Origin of the sequence: Corynebacterium epidermidicanis, assembly GCF_001021025.1 — a bacterium.
In the GTDB taxonomy this organism is placed as follows: Bacteria; Actinomycetota; Actinomycetes; order Mycobacteriales; family Mycobacteriaceae; genus Corynebacterium; species Corynebacterium epidermidicanis.
On record NZ_CP011541.1, the window covers coordinates 2,549,648 to 2,563,126 of the forward strand.

Consider the following 13,479-nt stretch of genomic DNA (forward strand, 5'->3'; position numbering starts at 1 on the left):
TTATCCCCTAGCTAGGTCGACGAAACGGGAGTAGTGCAGCTGGTGGGCGACCGGGATCGTGTCGATCGGGCCACCACGGTGCTTAGCCAAGATGATATCGGCTTCGCCGGCGCGCTCGTCGTCTTTGTCCTGGGAGTCCGGGCGATAGAGCAGCATGACCATGTCGGCGTCCTGCTCCAACGAGCCAGATTCGCGCAGGTCGGCGATCTGCGGGCGCTTGTCGGTACGAGCTTCCGGCCCACGGTTGAGCTGGGAGATAGCGATCAATGGGACATCGAGTTCCTTGGCCAGCAGCTTGAGCTGACGGGAGAACTCGGAGACTTCCTGCTGGCGAGACTCGACACGCTTGCCTGAGCTCATCAACTGGAGATAGTCCACGACGATCATCTGCAGATCGTGCTTTTGCTTAAGTTTACGGGCCTTCGAGCGAATCTCCATCATGGTGAGGTTCGCGGAATCGTCAATGAACAGCGGCGCCTGGTCGATCTCGCCGACGCGCTGAGCGAGACGAGCCCACTGGTCATCGCTCATGCGGCCCGAGCGCATATCCGAAAGCTTGATTTCAGTTTCTGCGGAGAGCAAACGCATCACGATCTCAGACTTGGACATTTCCAGCGAGAAGATGCAGGAAGTTTTCCCATGCTTGATCGAACAGGAACGCATGAAGTCTAGGGCCAAGGTTGACTTACCAACGCCGGGGCGCGCAGCAATAATGATCATCTGCCCACCATGCAGGCCGTTGGTGAGGTTATCAAGGTCAATAAAGCCCGTCGGGATGCCCCGCGCCAAACCACCCACCGAGGCAATCTGATCGAGCTCATCCATGGTGGGCTCCAGAATATCGGCCAGCACGGCGTAGTCCTCGGTGGTCCGCTTCTGCGAAATATTGAAGACCTGCTGCTGCGCCAAGTCCAGGACCGTGTCCACTTCAGCGCCTTCGGTGCCTTCATAGCCGAGCTGGACGACGCGCGTGCCAGCGTCGACAAGCCTGCGCAGGATGGCCTTCTCGGCGACGATATCCGCGTAATAGGAGACGTTTGCCGGCGTTGGCACCACGTTGAGCAGGGTATGCAGGTAGGGCGCTCCGCCGACGCGCTCGAGGTCATTGTTGCGGTCGAGTCGAGCGGCCACGACGATCGGGTCGATGCTGGAGGCGTCGGAAAACAGGTCGAGCATCGCCTGATAGATCAGCTGGTGCGCAGGCAGGTAAAAGTCGTCGGGCGTGAGCTTTTCGATGATGTCAACAATCGCGGTGGGCGAGACCAACATCGCGCCGAGTACACCCATTTCCGCCTCACGGTCCTGCGGAGGTTGCCGACCAAAGGTTCGCTGTTGCGCGACCTCGCCGGAACCGCGGTAGCCCTTGCGATCCCGACGGAAGTCGTCGCCGCTGTAGCGTGTCACCGAACCGCCAAACTCTGGGACGATATCCGAGTAGGACGCAGTGAAATCTTCGTAAGACGGATCCTCGTGGGTTGGTTCCGGAGGCAATGGGGTGGAATCGTCGAATGATTCTTCTGGATGCGTCATAGTTCTACCACTCTCATCGCCGCTCGATCCGGTCTGGCCAAGCTTTCATTCTAGCCCGCCACGCCGGTAGGGACCCGCTGAGCTACCCTAACGCTGCCAGTCACCCAAACTACCGTGAATAGCCCCGACTACCGCCGAGATTGCGGGCCAAATTTGCTGTTCTGGACAGCCCTTTTCCGCCCACTGCGCCGCTACCGCTGTCATTGCTCCCACCCCGGCTAGCAGAGCATAGCGGTCTCGCTCGCTGACATTGGGGGCAACGATTTCACTGAGTTTCTGCGCATTACGCTCGGCCGCCCGGGCGCGTACTGCAGTTGCGTCGGCATCATCGTGCCCGTGCAGGACCTGTCGGCGTGCCTTGTCACTCGGTAGCGCGGCCAGCCCTAAAAGGTAGCCTCGTACCCACGCGGTGACCCGATCCTGCTTCGGCGCGGTGGAAACTACTTCGTCGAGTTCGCGCTGTTGCACGACCGCCACGTCCGCCAACCAGGTGGAAAGCACTGCAGCAAAGAGCCCATTCTTGCTCTGGAAGTATTTATGCACCAGGGCGACAGATACACCCAGATCAGTGGCGATCGCGCTCACGGAGACGTCCGTGAAAGGCAGGGACGCGAAGTGCTCCGCGGCGGTAGTCAGGATGGCTTGCTTGCGCGCTGTCGGGGTTAGCCGCGTGCGACGTGGGATTTCAGCGGACATGTTGACAGCATAGCGCACTAGTGTAAGACTCTCACTAACGTTAGTGAGAGTCTTACACTAATCAACCCACTCGAAGGAACCCATGAAAATGCCTACAAACCCAACCTGGACCCGCGACACAATCTGGTGGCACGTCTACCCCTTGGGATTTACCGGGGCCGCCGTGCGTCCGGCCAATGATAGCGAACGAGCTCTGACCCCGCGCTTGCGCCATATTGAATCCTGGCTGGATTACCTCATCGAGCTGGGCTGTAACGGCCTGGCCCTTGGCCCAATCTTCCAATCCCGCACCCACGGGTATGACACCACCGACTACTTCACCATCGACCCCCGGCTGGGCAGCCTGTCCGACTTCGACTCGCTCGTTGCTACCTGCCACGCCAAGGGAATCCGAATCATGCTCGACGGGGTGTTTAACCATGTTGCCAGCGGGCATTTCCCGGAGCTGGTCCTCGCCGACCATGTCTTCGAGGGACACGAAAGCCTCCAAACGCTCGACCATTCCCGGCCTGAGACCGCGGAAATGGTGCGCGATGTGATGAAGTTCTGGCTGGACCGCGGCATTGATGCCTGGCGCCTGGACGCCGCCTACGCCGTACCGGCGGAATTTTGGGACAGTGTGATCCCCGAAGTACAACGCGACTTCCCCGAAAGCTGGTTCATCGGAGAGGTCATCCACGGCGAATACCCCGCCTTCGCCAGCCACATCGGCAGCATCACCCAGTACGAGCTGTGGAAAGCCACGTTCAGCTCACTCAACGACGCCAACTTCTACGAACTCGATTGGTGCCTACAACGCCACCAACAGCTACTCTCCAACTTCATTCCGTACACCTTCATCGGCAACCACGACGTCACCCGCATCGCCAGCCAAGTCGGCGCACCAAAAGCCGCCCTGGCCTTAACCTTGCTGATGACCGTCCCCGGCATCCCGGCGATTTACTACGGTGACGAGCAGGGTTTCACTGGAGTCAAAGAGGAGCGCGAGGGCGGCGACGACGCCATCCGCCCCATGTTCCCTAGCTCGCCTTTTCCACCGAACCCCATGTTTGAGCTCCACCAGCGACTCATTGCGTTCCGCCGTCGACATGCCTGGCTTGTCGACGCCCACGTGGAAACCCTCCACCTGGACAACGAACACTACCGTTTCCGGGCTCACTCGGGGGAGGCTTGGGTGGAGGTGGAGTTGTGGCTCACCGGTCAACCCCGTGCCGTGATCTCCGCCCATGATGAGGTGGAAATCCACGTACAACTCACATAGTTATCCACAGGCCCGTGTGGATAACTATGTGGAGTGAATGTGGATGAATTGTGGATAAAAAATTTCGGCCTCGATGCCGTCATTCAACTCCGTAACTTACTATCATTCGCGCAGGTAAAACCGCATTTTCCCGATCAGCTCCTGCGACACGCCGATGCGACCAGGTGATTTGACAAAGTGGGTCTTGCACCCATGCTGGCGAGGGAATGGTTGTGGAGTTGTCCCCAAGTTTTGCGAAGTTATCCCCAACCCTTTACTTGGGGTTGAAACACGTGTGGCCCCGGCGGAAACCGCCAGGGCCACACGTGCGCTGTTGTCGTTGGGCTATGAAATTAGCCGCCGTCGCAGAGTGCCTAGATTAGGCTGCGACGACCTTAAAGTTGATCTTGCCGGTGATGTCATCGTGCAGCTGGACCTTGACCTGGTAAGAACCCAGAGTCTTGATGTGGCCCTTTGGCAGTTCGATGTTGTGCTTGACCAAGGACGGGCCACCGGCCGCCTTGACTGCATCAACGATGTCCTGTGCGGAGACAGAACCGAAAATCTTGCCAGAGTCTGCGGTGCGAACTGCAACCTCAACACCCTCAAGGTTGTCGAGTTGGGTGCGCACTTCGCGTGCGTGGTCGATGTCGCGAATAGCGCGAGCTTCCTGGGCACGCTTGATGCCCTCTACCTGCTTTTCTGCACCACGGGTGGCAACGATTGCCAAGCCACGTGGAAGCAGTAGGTTACGTCCGTAGCCGTCCTTGACTTCAACGATGTCGCCTGCGACACCGAGCTTGTCAACGTCGGCGGTGAGGATCAGCTTCATGATCCCTGCCTTTCGTGTGACACCCACCTACAGCCGGACTGCGACGGTAGGTGAAGTGGAAGTTTGTGAAAATTAAAGTTTCTATCTGGGGAATACCTGCTTGACGTCAGCCTTCGCCCCACTTGGGAGTTAGAACGGAGGCTCGTCGTCAACGCCACCAAAACCGCCACCAGCAGGAGGAGCGCTGTTCCACGGGTCGTTTACCGGAGCTGCTTGAGTGCGAGCACCCTGATTGCCACCGGCTGGACCCGATTGGCCACCAAACCCACCTTGGTCGCCGAAGCCACCGCGTGGAGCCTGGCCGCCTTGATTGCCTTGGCCTGCCTGGTTGTAGCCACCCTGGTTGAAGCCGCCGCCTTGGCCACCCTGACTACGGTTGACCTGCGCGGTTGCATAACGCAAAGATGGACCGATTTCATCCACTTCCAATTCAAACACCGTTCGCTTATCGCCCTCGCGGGTTTCATAGGAACGTTGCTTGAGTCGGCCTTGGACGATGACGCGCATGCCCTTGGTTAGGGTCTCCGCGACGTTTTCGGCTGCCTGCCGCCACACGTTGCAGGAAAGGAACAGAGCCTCGCCATCTTCCCACTGATTAGTTTGACGATTCAACGTCCGTGGGGTGGAAGCGATACGGAAATTAGCCACTGGCGCCCCAGCTGGGGTGAAGCGAAGTTCAGGATCGGCAACGAGGTTGCCTACCACGGTAATGACAGTTTCTCCGGCCATGTTGATACCTTTCTGCGTGCGAGCTGCGTAGCGATTTGTGGAATTGCTAGGTTGGCTGTTTCCAGTTTCCCTAATTACGCGTCGACGCGCAGCACCTTGGTGCGCAGGATGTCGTCGTTCAGGTTCAGAAGACGGTCAAGTTCGAGCACCGTTGCGGACTCGCACTTGAGGTCGATGACGGCATAGATGCCTTCATCCTTCTTGTTGATTGGGTAAGCGAGACGTCGCTTGCCCCAGATGTTTACCTTTTCCACGGTGCCGTTTTCTTTACGGACAACCTCAAGGAACTTGTCTAGGGACGGGCCTACAGTGCGCTCGTCCTGTGAAGGATCGAGAATGATCATGAGTTCGTATTGACGCACGGACCTCATCACCTCCTATGGTCTAGTAATTGGAATCGGCCACACCCATCTTTAGGCATGGCAGGAGGGTCGTTGCGTCAGCAACCTGTCAAAGATACCGCACTTCGGACGAAAAACCAATACCGGGTCAGTGCAACCACTGGGTTCCCCAGCCGATGGCCAGGGCGACTGGGATAATCGTCAAGAACAGGAAGGCGAAAGCCACCAGAGTCCAGACTTGTCGGAGCGACTTTTTGTACATGAACGACGCGAACCCGGCCATCATGCAGAGGAAACCGAGGAACACGGATCCAATCATGATGAGCATCTCGGTGTTCGTCATGCCCCACCACCGCGAGCGAATGGCCCTGCCAGCGGGTCACGCCCTTCGTGGGCTAGCGCAACTTTGTCTGCACGCTTGCCCAGGATCGTTGCCACGATTAGGACGCCGATTGCGATGATCGTGCCGTCGCGCGCGATGATGGCGGCGTTGAGCAGTTCTCCCGGCGCACCGAGCTTATCTTCGCCAAGCATGTGCCAGCACAGGATCGGCCAAAGAAGCGCGTCCGCGGTCATCCAGGTAAAGAGGAGGCGCCAGTTCGGCAGTGCCAGCACTGCCAGTGGGACCAGCCAGAGTGAGTATTGCGGACTCCACACCTTATTCCACAACAGGAAGGCGGCCACGATCAAGAAGGCCAACTGGGCGACTCGTGGCGCATGTGGGCTCCGCAATCCCAGGATGGCAATGGCAACACAACTCAGTGCGAAACCAACAAAGCTCACGAGGTTAATCTGATCGATGGTGAGCGCGGGGAACCCGATGCGTTGGCCGAGGGCATACACCGTGGTCCACTCCGCGCCGCGGGTGGAGTTGAGGCGGAAGAACTCGTTCCAGGCTGCCGGGTAGAAGATCATGATCGGGAGGTTCACTAGCAGCCAAGATATGGCTGCGCCCAAAACGAGGGGCACCATCAGGCCTACGCGACGATTACGCAGGGCTAACACAAGGAAGGCACCCAGAAGGAAGATCGGCCAGAGCTTAAACGCTGCGCCGATGCCGAACCAGACGCCGGCTGCCCATTGCTTGTTGCGGCGTACCGCCAGCAACCCGGAGACGGCACACAAGATCGGGAGGATATCCCAGTTGGAAAAGGCGTAGGAGATCACGAGCGGCGACGCTGCCATCAGCACCACGTCCCACACCCGGTTGCCCGCGAGTTCACTGACTACCTTCACGCTCAGCACCCAGGCAGCAGAGAGCACGAGGGCAGTCACCCAGAAGTACACTGCGGCCTGCGGAATTACCGCGCCAGGAATTGCGTTGACGATCGGGTACAGCGCGTTAGCAATAAGTGCGCACACCCACTGGAAAAGGCCGGTGAGCACCGGGTATTCCATATAGCGAGTGATCCCGTCTTCTACCCAGGAAAACGCGTAGGGGAAGGTGCCCTTGTCCAGCCCGTGGTGGCCGAAAATCGGGACAATGTCGTTGTAGCAGGCCGAGACAAACTGTCGGTTGCCTGACCAGTTCAGCCCCACCCCGGCGTCGCCACGCACGCCCATGATGCAGTTAGCCTTCGAAAGAAAGCCAAAGCTCAGGGTGGTCAGCGCGGTAGCGATGAGCACCCGCAGCGGCGTCCACCACGATTGCGTGCCCGGCGCGGCAAAGCGCCCCAGCGGACCGCCGATCCCCTCAATGAAACCGCGCGCGATGGGTTCGGTGCGCGCGGGGCTGACCCGCTGCGCAATCGCATCCTTTGCTTGGGCGGATGCCGGGCGGACGGTGATCGTGGATTCTTTCACAGCCATATTTTCCTTTGCACTGCTTATCGACGCCCGCTGGCATCCCTATTCATATCGCGCATTAACTGGTGATTACCTTACTGGCAATACGCCTTGTTATGGGCGCACACCGAGCAATTCACCCAGGTTTGGCAGGACTGGCGCCTGTGGCAACGCTGGCGCTGGCGCGGGCGCGGGAGCCGGTGCCGGCACTACTGGTTGGACTGGGGCCTCGGGTTGCTGTGCATCACCGGGGGTCTCGGCGGTGTCCTGAGGTATCTGGTTTTGGGTACGGCTGGAGCCACCCGATCGCGGAGCTGTGTAGGCGGGTACTGGAGCTTGGTTGTTCAACTGACGACCAGAGTTGTAGCCCACGCCATCGACCTTGGGGAAGTATTGGAAATCTTGGTTGGCCAAGGATTTGTCTTGGATTCCCTTCCAGATCTGCGTCGGCAAGCCGGAGCCGTACATGATGCCACCGTAGGAGTTCAGCAGTGCGGAGTGGTCGACTGTGCCGGCCCAGACTGCTGTTGCAAGCTGTGGGGTCGCGCCGATCATCCAGGCATCCTTGTTGTTGCCGGTGTCGCCAAGCTGAGTGGTGCCGGTCTTCGCAGCCGAAGGGCGACCGCCCGCTAGCGAACCGTTCGACCAGGCCGCGATGGGGCCCATGGCGTTGATGGTGGTGTTCGCGGCTTCCTTGGAGATGCGTCGTTCCCCGGGCGTGTCAGCGTGTTCGTAGAGCACTTGTCCGGAGCTGTCCTCTACGCGCTGCACGAAGTGCGGCTTGTGCCAAACGCCTTCGTTGGCGAGCGTGCTCAAGGCTACGGCCATGTCGAACGGACGGGACTGGTACTGGCCCAGGATGATGCCTTCATAGGGGCTGGCACCTTGCTCTTTGAGGGTCTCGCCAATGCCAGGCAACTCGCGTGCAACGCCTAAGGCGTGCGCCATGTCCGCGGTGTCTTGCGGGCCATTCTCGAGGTCTTTTTGCAGTCGGATGAAGCTGGTGTTCAGGGACTGCTTCAGCGCGGTGGAGATGGAACAGCTGCCACAACCGGAGCCTTCATTGTTTTCGACTACCGCGTCACCGGTTTTCACGGGCGCGGAGGAATAGTAAGCGTTGGGGGAGATACCTTGCTGCATGGCTGCTGCAAAGCCGAAGATCTTGAAAGTTGAGCCCGTTTGCACCCCGGCGTTGGCGTAATCCCAACCGCTAGCTTCTTCACCACCGTAGTAACCACGGACGGCCCCGGTTTTAGGATCAATCGTCACTGCCGCAGTGCGGATATTCTCGCGTTCGCCCTGCAGAGAATCACGGACCGTCTCGACGGTGTTGCGCTGCACATTCGGGTCGATGGTCGTCGTCACGCGCAGGCCTCGGGTATTGACGTCGTCTTCTGTCAGGCCTAGCTCGGTGAGCTCGGCCATCACCTGGTTCTTGATCAGCCCGTTGGTGCCAGTAGCTTCGGTGTACGCGCGGTTGAGGGCCGGGTCGGTGGTCTCCGGGTAGGTCAAGCGAGCGCGCTCGGCCGGGTCGAGGGTCTTGGTCGAGACCATGCCGTCGAGCACGTAATTCCACCGGTCTTCCGCGGTGGCGCGGTTCGTCCACGGATCGAGCTGGCTCGGGCGCTGGATCGATGCCGCCAGCACTGCCGCTTCCGCTGGGCCTAGCTGATCGAGTGGTTTACCAAAATAGGCGTTCGAGGCTGCCGCCACCCCGTAAGCATTGCGTCCGAAGTAGATGGTGTTGAGGTACGCGCCGAGGATTTCGTCCTTAGACCATTCCTTGGTCATTTTTGCCGAGTAGATCAGCTCGTTGAGCTTGCGCTTGTAGGAATGGTCATTGCCCACCACGGTGTTCTTCACATACTGCTGGGTGATGGTGGAGCCTCCACCTGCGCTGTCATTGCCGGTGAGTTGGCCCAGCGCTGCACGCGCAAAGCCTGTCAACGAGTAACCACGGTTGCTATAAAACTCACGGTCTTCGGCCGCGAGTACAGCGTGGATGACCGGTTGCGGGATGTCAGCGATTGGCACCTGGGTGCGGTTGCCTTCCGGCGGGACTACGCGCGCGAGTTCTTCTTTGCCGTCTGAAGCCAAGATGAGCGAGATCTGATTGTTGGCGAGTTCCTCGGGCTCCGGGACGTCGGCCACCGCATACAAACTGCCGATGATCAGCGCAGGCACCCCGATAAACACGAGGAGTGCGGTGAGCAGCCCACTCGCCCACCAGCGCTTCTTCGCATGCTTGCGACGCCGACGCCCGCCTTTTGCTCTCGTTGTACTACTCACCTAGTTTGTCCGATCCATTATCTATAGTCCGTCCGGTCGTGCCAGTTCCCGGCTGCCACCTTGCGGTAGCGGCCTGCAAGAGATGATTCCACTTGCAGTCCGGGCACACCTCTACAGTGTGCACGATGAATCCATCCCGCTGCTGCGCGATGTGTTCAATTTCCGACAGGTCTCGTGCTGTACCTGACATTCTTCCTAAGTGCTCCCCAAATATCCAAAGCACCACGCGCAAATTGCTACTTTCGCACACCGGGCACGGGCTTTGCGACGGCACGCCGTGGAACTTCGCCGCGGTGACCAGCAGGAAATCCGCATCACACACGGTATCCGCGGTGATCGCTCCGCTTCGCCACTGCGCAAGCATGCGTTTGCGGTCCAGCTGGTGGCTGACCAGGTGAGTAAAGTAAAGCACTCGTTTAAGTATAGGCAGCTAGCGAAAACCGGGTGTCGGGCACAACCCGTTCCTTTCCGGGGTGGCTTTATCGATAAAGACGAAGCCTTGATCGGTAAAGCAGCAGGCAGTAGGGGAAAATTGCGTGGCCTGCGAGCTAGGTTGGGGAGCACGGGCCACCGCCAGCGACTTCTTTGTTGCTTAAGTGGCCAACCCCAGAAAGACAGCAGGGAGAAGATGACCGAGAATACTAAGGTTCGCGTCGCAATCGTCGGCTGTGGCAACTGCGCCACATCACTCGTGGAAGGCGTAGAGTTTTATCGCAACACGCCTGCATCTGAGACCGTCCCAGGCTTGATGCATGTCCAGTTCGGCGATTACCACATCGCCGACGTCGAGTTCGTGGCTGCATTCGATGTTGATGACGCAAAAGTCGGCAAAGACTTGTCGGAGGCGTTGCGTTCAGGCCAGAACTGCACCATCAAAATCGCCGACGTGCCACATTTGGGCGTCGAGGTGCAGCGTGGCCCAACTTTGGACGGACTGGGCAAGTACTACCGAGAGACCGTCACCGAGTCCGCTGTGGAACCAGTGGATGTAGTGGAGGCACTGAAAGCGGCGCAGGTCGATGTTGTCGTCTCCTACCTGCCAGTGGGTTCGGAGCAGGCGGACAAGTTCTACGCGCAGTGCGCTATCGACGCCGGCTGTGCGTTCGTCAACGCGCTGCCAGTTTTTATCGCGTCTGATCCAGAGTGGGCGGCAAAGTTTGAGGCTGCTGGCCTACCGATCGTCGGCGATGACATCAAGAGCCAGGTCGGCGCCACCATCACGCACCGCGTGATGGCGCGTTTGTTTGAGGAGCGAGGCGTACGCCTCGAGCGCACCATGCAGCTCAACGTCGGTGGCAACATGGACTTTAAAAACATGTTGGAGCGCGACCGCCTGGAATCCAAGAAGATTTCCAAGACGCAAGCGGTTACCTCCAACCTGTCCGGCCCCTTGGCGGGGAAAATTGAGGACCGTAACGTCCACATCGGGCCTTCGGACTATGTGGAATGGCTCGACGACCGCAAGTGGGCCTATGTCCGCCTCGAGGGCAAGGCATTCGGTGAAGTGCCGCTGAATCTCGAGTACAAGCTCGAGGTGTGGGATTCACCGAACTCCGCGGGCATCATTATCGACGCCGTCCGGGCGGCAAAAATCGCCCTGGATCGCGGGCTGTCTGGCCCAATCCATCCGGCTTCCTCCTACCTGATGAAGTCCCCACCGCGACAGCTTCCCGACGACCAAGCTCGCGCTGAGCTGGAAAAGTTCATCCAGGGAAACTAACGCGCTGAGCTGCGGGTTCCACACTCATGAGCGCAAATGTGGTTTCATTATTGCTATGAGTGCGTTAACCCCTGAACAGGTTTCCGATGCTGTACGACCAGCTTTGACGAAGCTTTATGTGACTTATTTCCGTAAAGCCACCCCTTCGTCGTTGTCTGGTCCACAGTTGACGATTCTGACCAGCTTGGCCGAAGGTGAGGCCCGTCGCATCAGTGACATCGCTCGCCAGGAAGGCATTCGGATGCCCACGGCGTCGAACACGCTGCACCAGCTGGAGCAGCGCAAGCTCGTTGAACGCGTGCGTGATGAAACTGATCGTCGCGGGGTGCACGTGCAAATCACCGAAAGTGGATTGGCCGAGCTGCAGAAAGTAGGCGAAGAGCGCAGCGCCTCCTTCGCGAAGATACTAGCCACTCTGACACCAGAGGAATTGGCTCAGATCGACGCAGTTGTGCCGATCATCAACAAGATGTCTGAGGTTTATCCGCAGCCGGATCAATCTGAGTAGTCTTTTGGGATGACTACCGTCGGCCCTGCCGGTAGATTTCGTTGAGCGAGTTAACTTGTTGTTATGATGGCAACAGAAAATGGTTGACTTTATTTAACGCACACTTCACCTTGTTCTGGTCAACCGACGAACAAAGAAACGTTGATGGCCAAGAAATCCCCGAAGTCCACCGCGCCATACCGGGTGCTCGTCAATTGGCGACCGGGCGCGAACGATAGCGAGTCGCATGATTCAGCCTCCGTCATCGACTACGTCGCCTGGCTCTCCCGCAGCACGCCAGTCGAGGTGAAAGTCATCAGCACTTTCGTCCGGCCCTGGCCCGCCACTTCACTGTCAAAAATGGGTGGGAAGTACAAGAAGTGGTTCACCAAAGAAGCGCAAGCATGCGAATCCGCCGTTAAGAAAGCCTTGCTGGATTCGGGCGTCGAAAAGCGGCATTGGGCTGGGGAGGTCAGCGTTTTCCGGGACGGGACCTCTGAGGCATCCTTACTGGTGAAAGAGGCGCAGGACTTTGGTGCTGACCTCATCATCATGAATACCTTGGATGTCGCGCCGAAGGGGCGGTTCCTCTCCGGGACCACCGTGGACATTTTGTTGAATTCCTCCCCGTATCCGCTCGGTTTGATCCCGCATTCGATGAAGCTCTCCAAGCGAGGCGTCACCCGCATCAACTATGGATTTGTGCCCGGCGAGCAGGACAAATCGGTACTCAAGCACGCTGCCGGGCTCGCCCAACAATGGGAGGTGCCGCTGCGCATCGTGGCTATTTCGCCGGAGCTTAACGACGACTCGACCCTCATCGCACCAGTCGGCGTCCATTCGGAAATGTCCGTGCAGTGGCGCGAACGCCTGTATGCCGCCCTCGACCGTGCCCACGATGTGGTGGCTGCCGACTACCCTGCGCTGGATGTGGAAACTGAAGTTGGGTCCGGGCGCAATTGGGCCAACTCCATCGAGGCGGTTAAGTGGAAGAAGGGCGATCTACTCTATCTCGCCAGCGTTCCGTTGGGGCCGATCGAACGAGTTTTTGTGGGGTCGGAAACCAGCCAGTTGCTGCACTTTGCCCCTGTTCCGGTCATTATTCGCCCCTCGACTTAGGGGCACGTGGCCTAGGCTGGAGATATGTCAGCTAAACAGATTGCGGTAATTACTGGAGCTAGTAGTGGGGTGGGATTAGCCGTCGCAAAGCAGTGCGCGGACCTGGGATATACGGTGTATGCGCACTATCGGACCGCGCCCGCTTTCGAGGCTTCTGAGGTGCACTGGTGGCAGGCAGATTTTCCGGACCTCGGCGAGATTCCGGAGTTGTCCGCTTGCGACCTGTTGGTGCACTGCGCCGGTGTGTGCGAGTTGAGCCCGGTTTCAGAGACCACGCTGAGCGATTGGCAGGCCGCGATGGACGTGAACCTGTTGGGGCCGGTCGCACTGACAAACGCCCTACTCCCTGCCCTGCGTGCTGCGGGCGGGCATGTCATCTACATTAATTCCGGTGCCGGGCTGCGCGCGAACCCTACCTGGGGAACATATGCTGCCTCGAAATTCGCGGCTCGAGCCTGGTGCGACGCGTTGCGCGCGGAGGAGCCTAAGATTCGGGTGACTTCAGTACATCCCGGGCGCATCGACACGCCGATGCAGGAAGCAATCGTCAAGAGTGAAGGCGGCACCTACGACGGAGCCAAGTTCCTGCAGTCAAACACCGTAGCGACCGCGGTGCTCAACCTGGTACAGCTGCCTGCGGATACGCAGCCGAACAGCATCGAGCTGCGACCACGGAGCTAGACTGCTACACAGACCACTAAGTATGAAGGA

General features: G+C 58.9%; 14 protein-coding genes. 5 read left to right on the forward strand and 9 right to left on the reverse strand.

Features of this window, described 5'->3' with window-relative positions; translation table 11 throughout:
- Complete coding sequence (gene dnaB, locus CEPID_RS11650) at positions 1 to 1,530, reverse strand: replicative DNA helicase (RefSeq protein WP_047241101.1); 1,530 nt, start codon at positions 1,528 to 1,530, stop codon at positions 1 to 3.
- 87 nt (positions 1,531 to 1,617) lie between these two features.
- Positions 1,618 to 2,226, reverse strand: coding sequence for a TetR/AcrR family transcriptional regulator (locus CEPID_RS11655; protein WP_144413527.1), 609 nt, complete (start codon positions 2,224 to 2,226; stop codon positions 1,618 to 1,620).
- 88 nt (positions 2,227 to 2,314) lie between these two features.
- Between CEPID_RS11655 and CEPID_RS11660 the strand changes: the two genes are divergently transcribed.
- Positions 2,315 to 3,487, forward strand: a complete 1,173-nt coding sequence (locus CEPID_RS11660) for an alpha-amylase family glycosyl hydrolase (protein ID WP_047241556.1) — start codon at positions 2,315 to 2,317, stop codon at positions 3,485 to 3,487.
- 358 nt (positions 3,488 to 3,845) lie between these two features.
- Here the strand turns inward: CEPID_RS11660 and rplI are convergent, their stop codons facing one another.
- From rplI to CEPID_RS11695, 7 genes are all read right to left on the reverse strand, one after another.
- Positions 3,846 to 4,298 carry a 50S ribosomal protein L9 gene (rplI, locus tag CEPID_RS11665; RefSeq protein ID WP_047241103.1) on the reverse strand — a complete coding sequence of 151 codons (453 nt, stop codon included), beginning with the start codon at positions 4,296 to 4,298 and terminating at the stop codon, positions 3,846 to 3,848.
- Positions 4,299 to 4,427: 129 nt separating this feature from the next.
- On the reverse strand, positions 4,428 to 5,027 hold the full coding sequence (locus CEPID_RS11670) for a single-stranded DNA-binding protein (protein ID WP_047241104.1): 600 nt from the start codon (positions 5,025 to 5,027) through the stop codon (positions 4,428 to 4,430).
- Between the two features lie 74 nt (positions 5,028 to 5,101).
- Positions 5,102 to 5,389 carry a 30S ribosomal protein S6 gene (gene rpsF / locus CEPID_RS11675; RefSeq protein WP_047241105.1) on the reverse strand — a complete coding sequence of 96 codons (288 nt, stop codon included), beginning with the start codon at positions 5,387 to 5,389 and terminating at the stop codon, positions 5,102 to 5,104.
- A 127-nt stretch (positions 5,390 to 5,516) separates the two neighbouring features.
- Positions 5,517 to 5,711 carry a hypothetical protein gene (locus CEPID_RS11680; RefSeq protein WP_047241106.1) on the reverse strand — a complete coding sequence of 65 codons (195 nt, stop codon included), beginning with the start codon at positions 5,709 to 5,711 and terminating at the stop codon, positions 5,517 to 5,519.
- On the reverse strand, positions 5,708 to 7,177 hold the full coding sequence (locus CEPID_RS11685; protein WP_083984468.1) for a glycosyltransferase family 87 protein: 1,470 nt from the start codon (positions 7,175 to 7,177) through the stop codon (positions 5,708 to 5,710). Before CEPID_RS11685 ends, CEPID_RS11680 begins: the two co-directional genes overlap by 4 nt.
- Before the next feature lie 90 nt (positions 7,178 to 7,267).
- Positions 7,268 to 9,442 (reverse strand): transglycosylase domain-containing protein, encoded by a 2,175-nt coding sequence (locus CEPID_RS11690; RefSeq protein ID WP_047241107.1) that lies wholly within the window; start codon positions 9,440 to 9,442, stop codon positions 7,268 to 7,270.
- Positions 9,435 to 9,854: a DUF5318 family protein gene (locus CEPID_RS11695; RefSeq protein WP_047241108.1), complete on the reverse strand. Its 420-nt coding sequence runs from the start codon at positions 9,852 to 9,854 to the stop codon at positions 9,435 to 9,437. Before CEPID_RS11695 ends, CEPID_RS11690 begins: the two co-directional genes overlap by 8 nt.
- A 216-nt stretch (positions 9,855 to 10,070) precedes the next feature.
- On the opposite strand from CEPID_RS11695, the gene CEPID_RS11700 reads away from it, so the two are divergent.
- The 4 genes from CEPID_RS11700 (at position 10,071) to CEPID_RS11715 (ending at position 13,449) form a co-directional block, all read left to right on the forward strand.
- Positions 10,071 to 11,162 (forward strand): inositol-3-phosphate synthase, encoded by a 1,092-nt coding sequence (locus CEPID_RS11700; RefSeq protein WP_047241109.1) that lies wholly within the window; start codon positions 10,071 to 10,073, stop codon positions 11,160 to 11,162.
- Positions 11,163 to 11,217: 55 nt separating this feature from the next.
- Positions 11,218 to 11,670 carry a MarR family winged helix-turn-helix transcriptional regulator gene (locus CEPID_RS11705; protein ID WP_047241110.1) on the forward strand — a complete coding sequence of 151 codons (453 nt, stop codon included), beginning with the start codon at positions 11,218 to 11,220 and terminating at the stop codon, positions 11,668 to 11,670.
- Between the two features lie 144 nt (positions 11,671 to 11,814).
- Positions 11,815 to 12,768, forward strand: coding sequence for a universal stress protein (locus CEPID_RS11710; protein WP_047241111.1), 954 nt, complete (start codon positions 11,815 to 11,817; stop codon positions 12,766 to 12,768).
- A gap of 24 nt (positions 12,769 to 12,792) precedes the next feature.
- Entirely contained in the window at positions 12,793 to 13,449 is a 657-nt protein-coding gene (locus CEPID_RS11715) for an SDR family oxidoreductase (protein WP_047241112.1), read from the forward strand.
- Positions 13,450 to 13,479: the final 30 nt, after the last annotated feature.

Excerpts from the sequence above, each read along its gene's own strand:
- dnaB (WP_047241101.1), bottom strand. The coding sequence starts at position 1,530 with ATGACGCATCCAGAAGAATCATTCGACGATTCCACCCCATTGCCTCCG.
- CEPID_RS11655 (WP_144413527.1), bottom strand. The coding sequence starts at position 2,226 with ATGTCCGCTGAAATCCCACGTCGCACGCGGCTAACCCCGACAGCGCGC.
- CEPID_RS11660 (WP_047241556.1), top strand. The coding sequence starts at position 2,315 with ATGCCTACAAACCCAACCTGGACCCGCGACACAATCTGGTGGCACGTC.
- rplI (WP_047241103.1), bottom strand. The coding sequence starts at position 4,298 with ATGAAGCTGATCCTCACCGCCGACGTTGACAAGCTCGGTGTCGCAGGC.
- CEPID_RS11670 (WP_047241104.1), bottom strand. The coding sequence starts at position 5,027 with ATGGCCGGAGAAACTGTCATTACCGTGGTAGGCAACCTCGTTGCCGAT.
- CEPID_RS11680 (WP_047241106.1), bottom strand. The coding sequence starts at position 5,711 with ATGACGAACACCGAGATGCTCATCATGATTGGATCCGTGTTCCTCGGT.
- CEPID_RS11685 (WP_083984468.1), bottom strand. The coding sequence starts at position 7,177 with ATGGCTGTGAAAGAATCCACGATCACCGTCCGCCCGGCATCCGCCCAA.
- CEPID_RS11700 (WP_047241109.1), top strand. The coding sequence starts at position 10,071 with ATGACCGAGAATACTAAGGTTCGCGTCGCAATCGTCGGCTGTGGCAAC.
- CEPID_RS11705 (WP_047241110.1), top strand. The coding sequence starts at position 11,218 with ATGAGTGCGTTAACCCCTGAACAGGTTTCCGATGCTGTACGACCAGCT.
- CEPID_RS11710 (WP_047241111.1), top strand. The coding sequence starts at position 11,815 with ATGGCCAAGAAATCCCCGAAGTCCACCGCGCCATACCGGGTGCTCGTC.
- CEPID_RS11715 (WP_047241112.1), top strand. The coding sequence starts at position 12,793 with ATGTCAGCTAAACAGATTGCGGTAATTACTGGAGCTAGTAGTGGGGTG.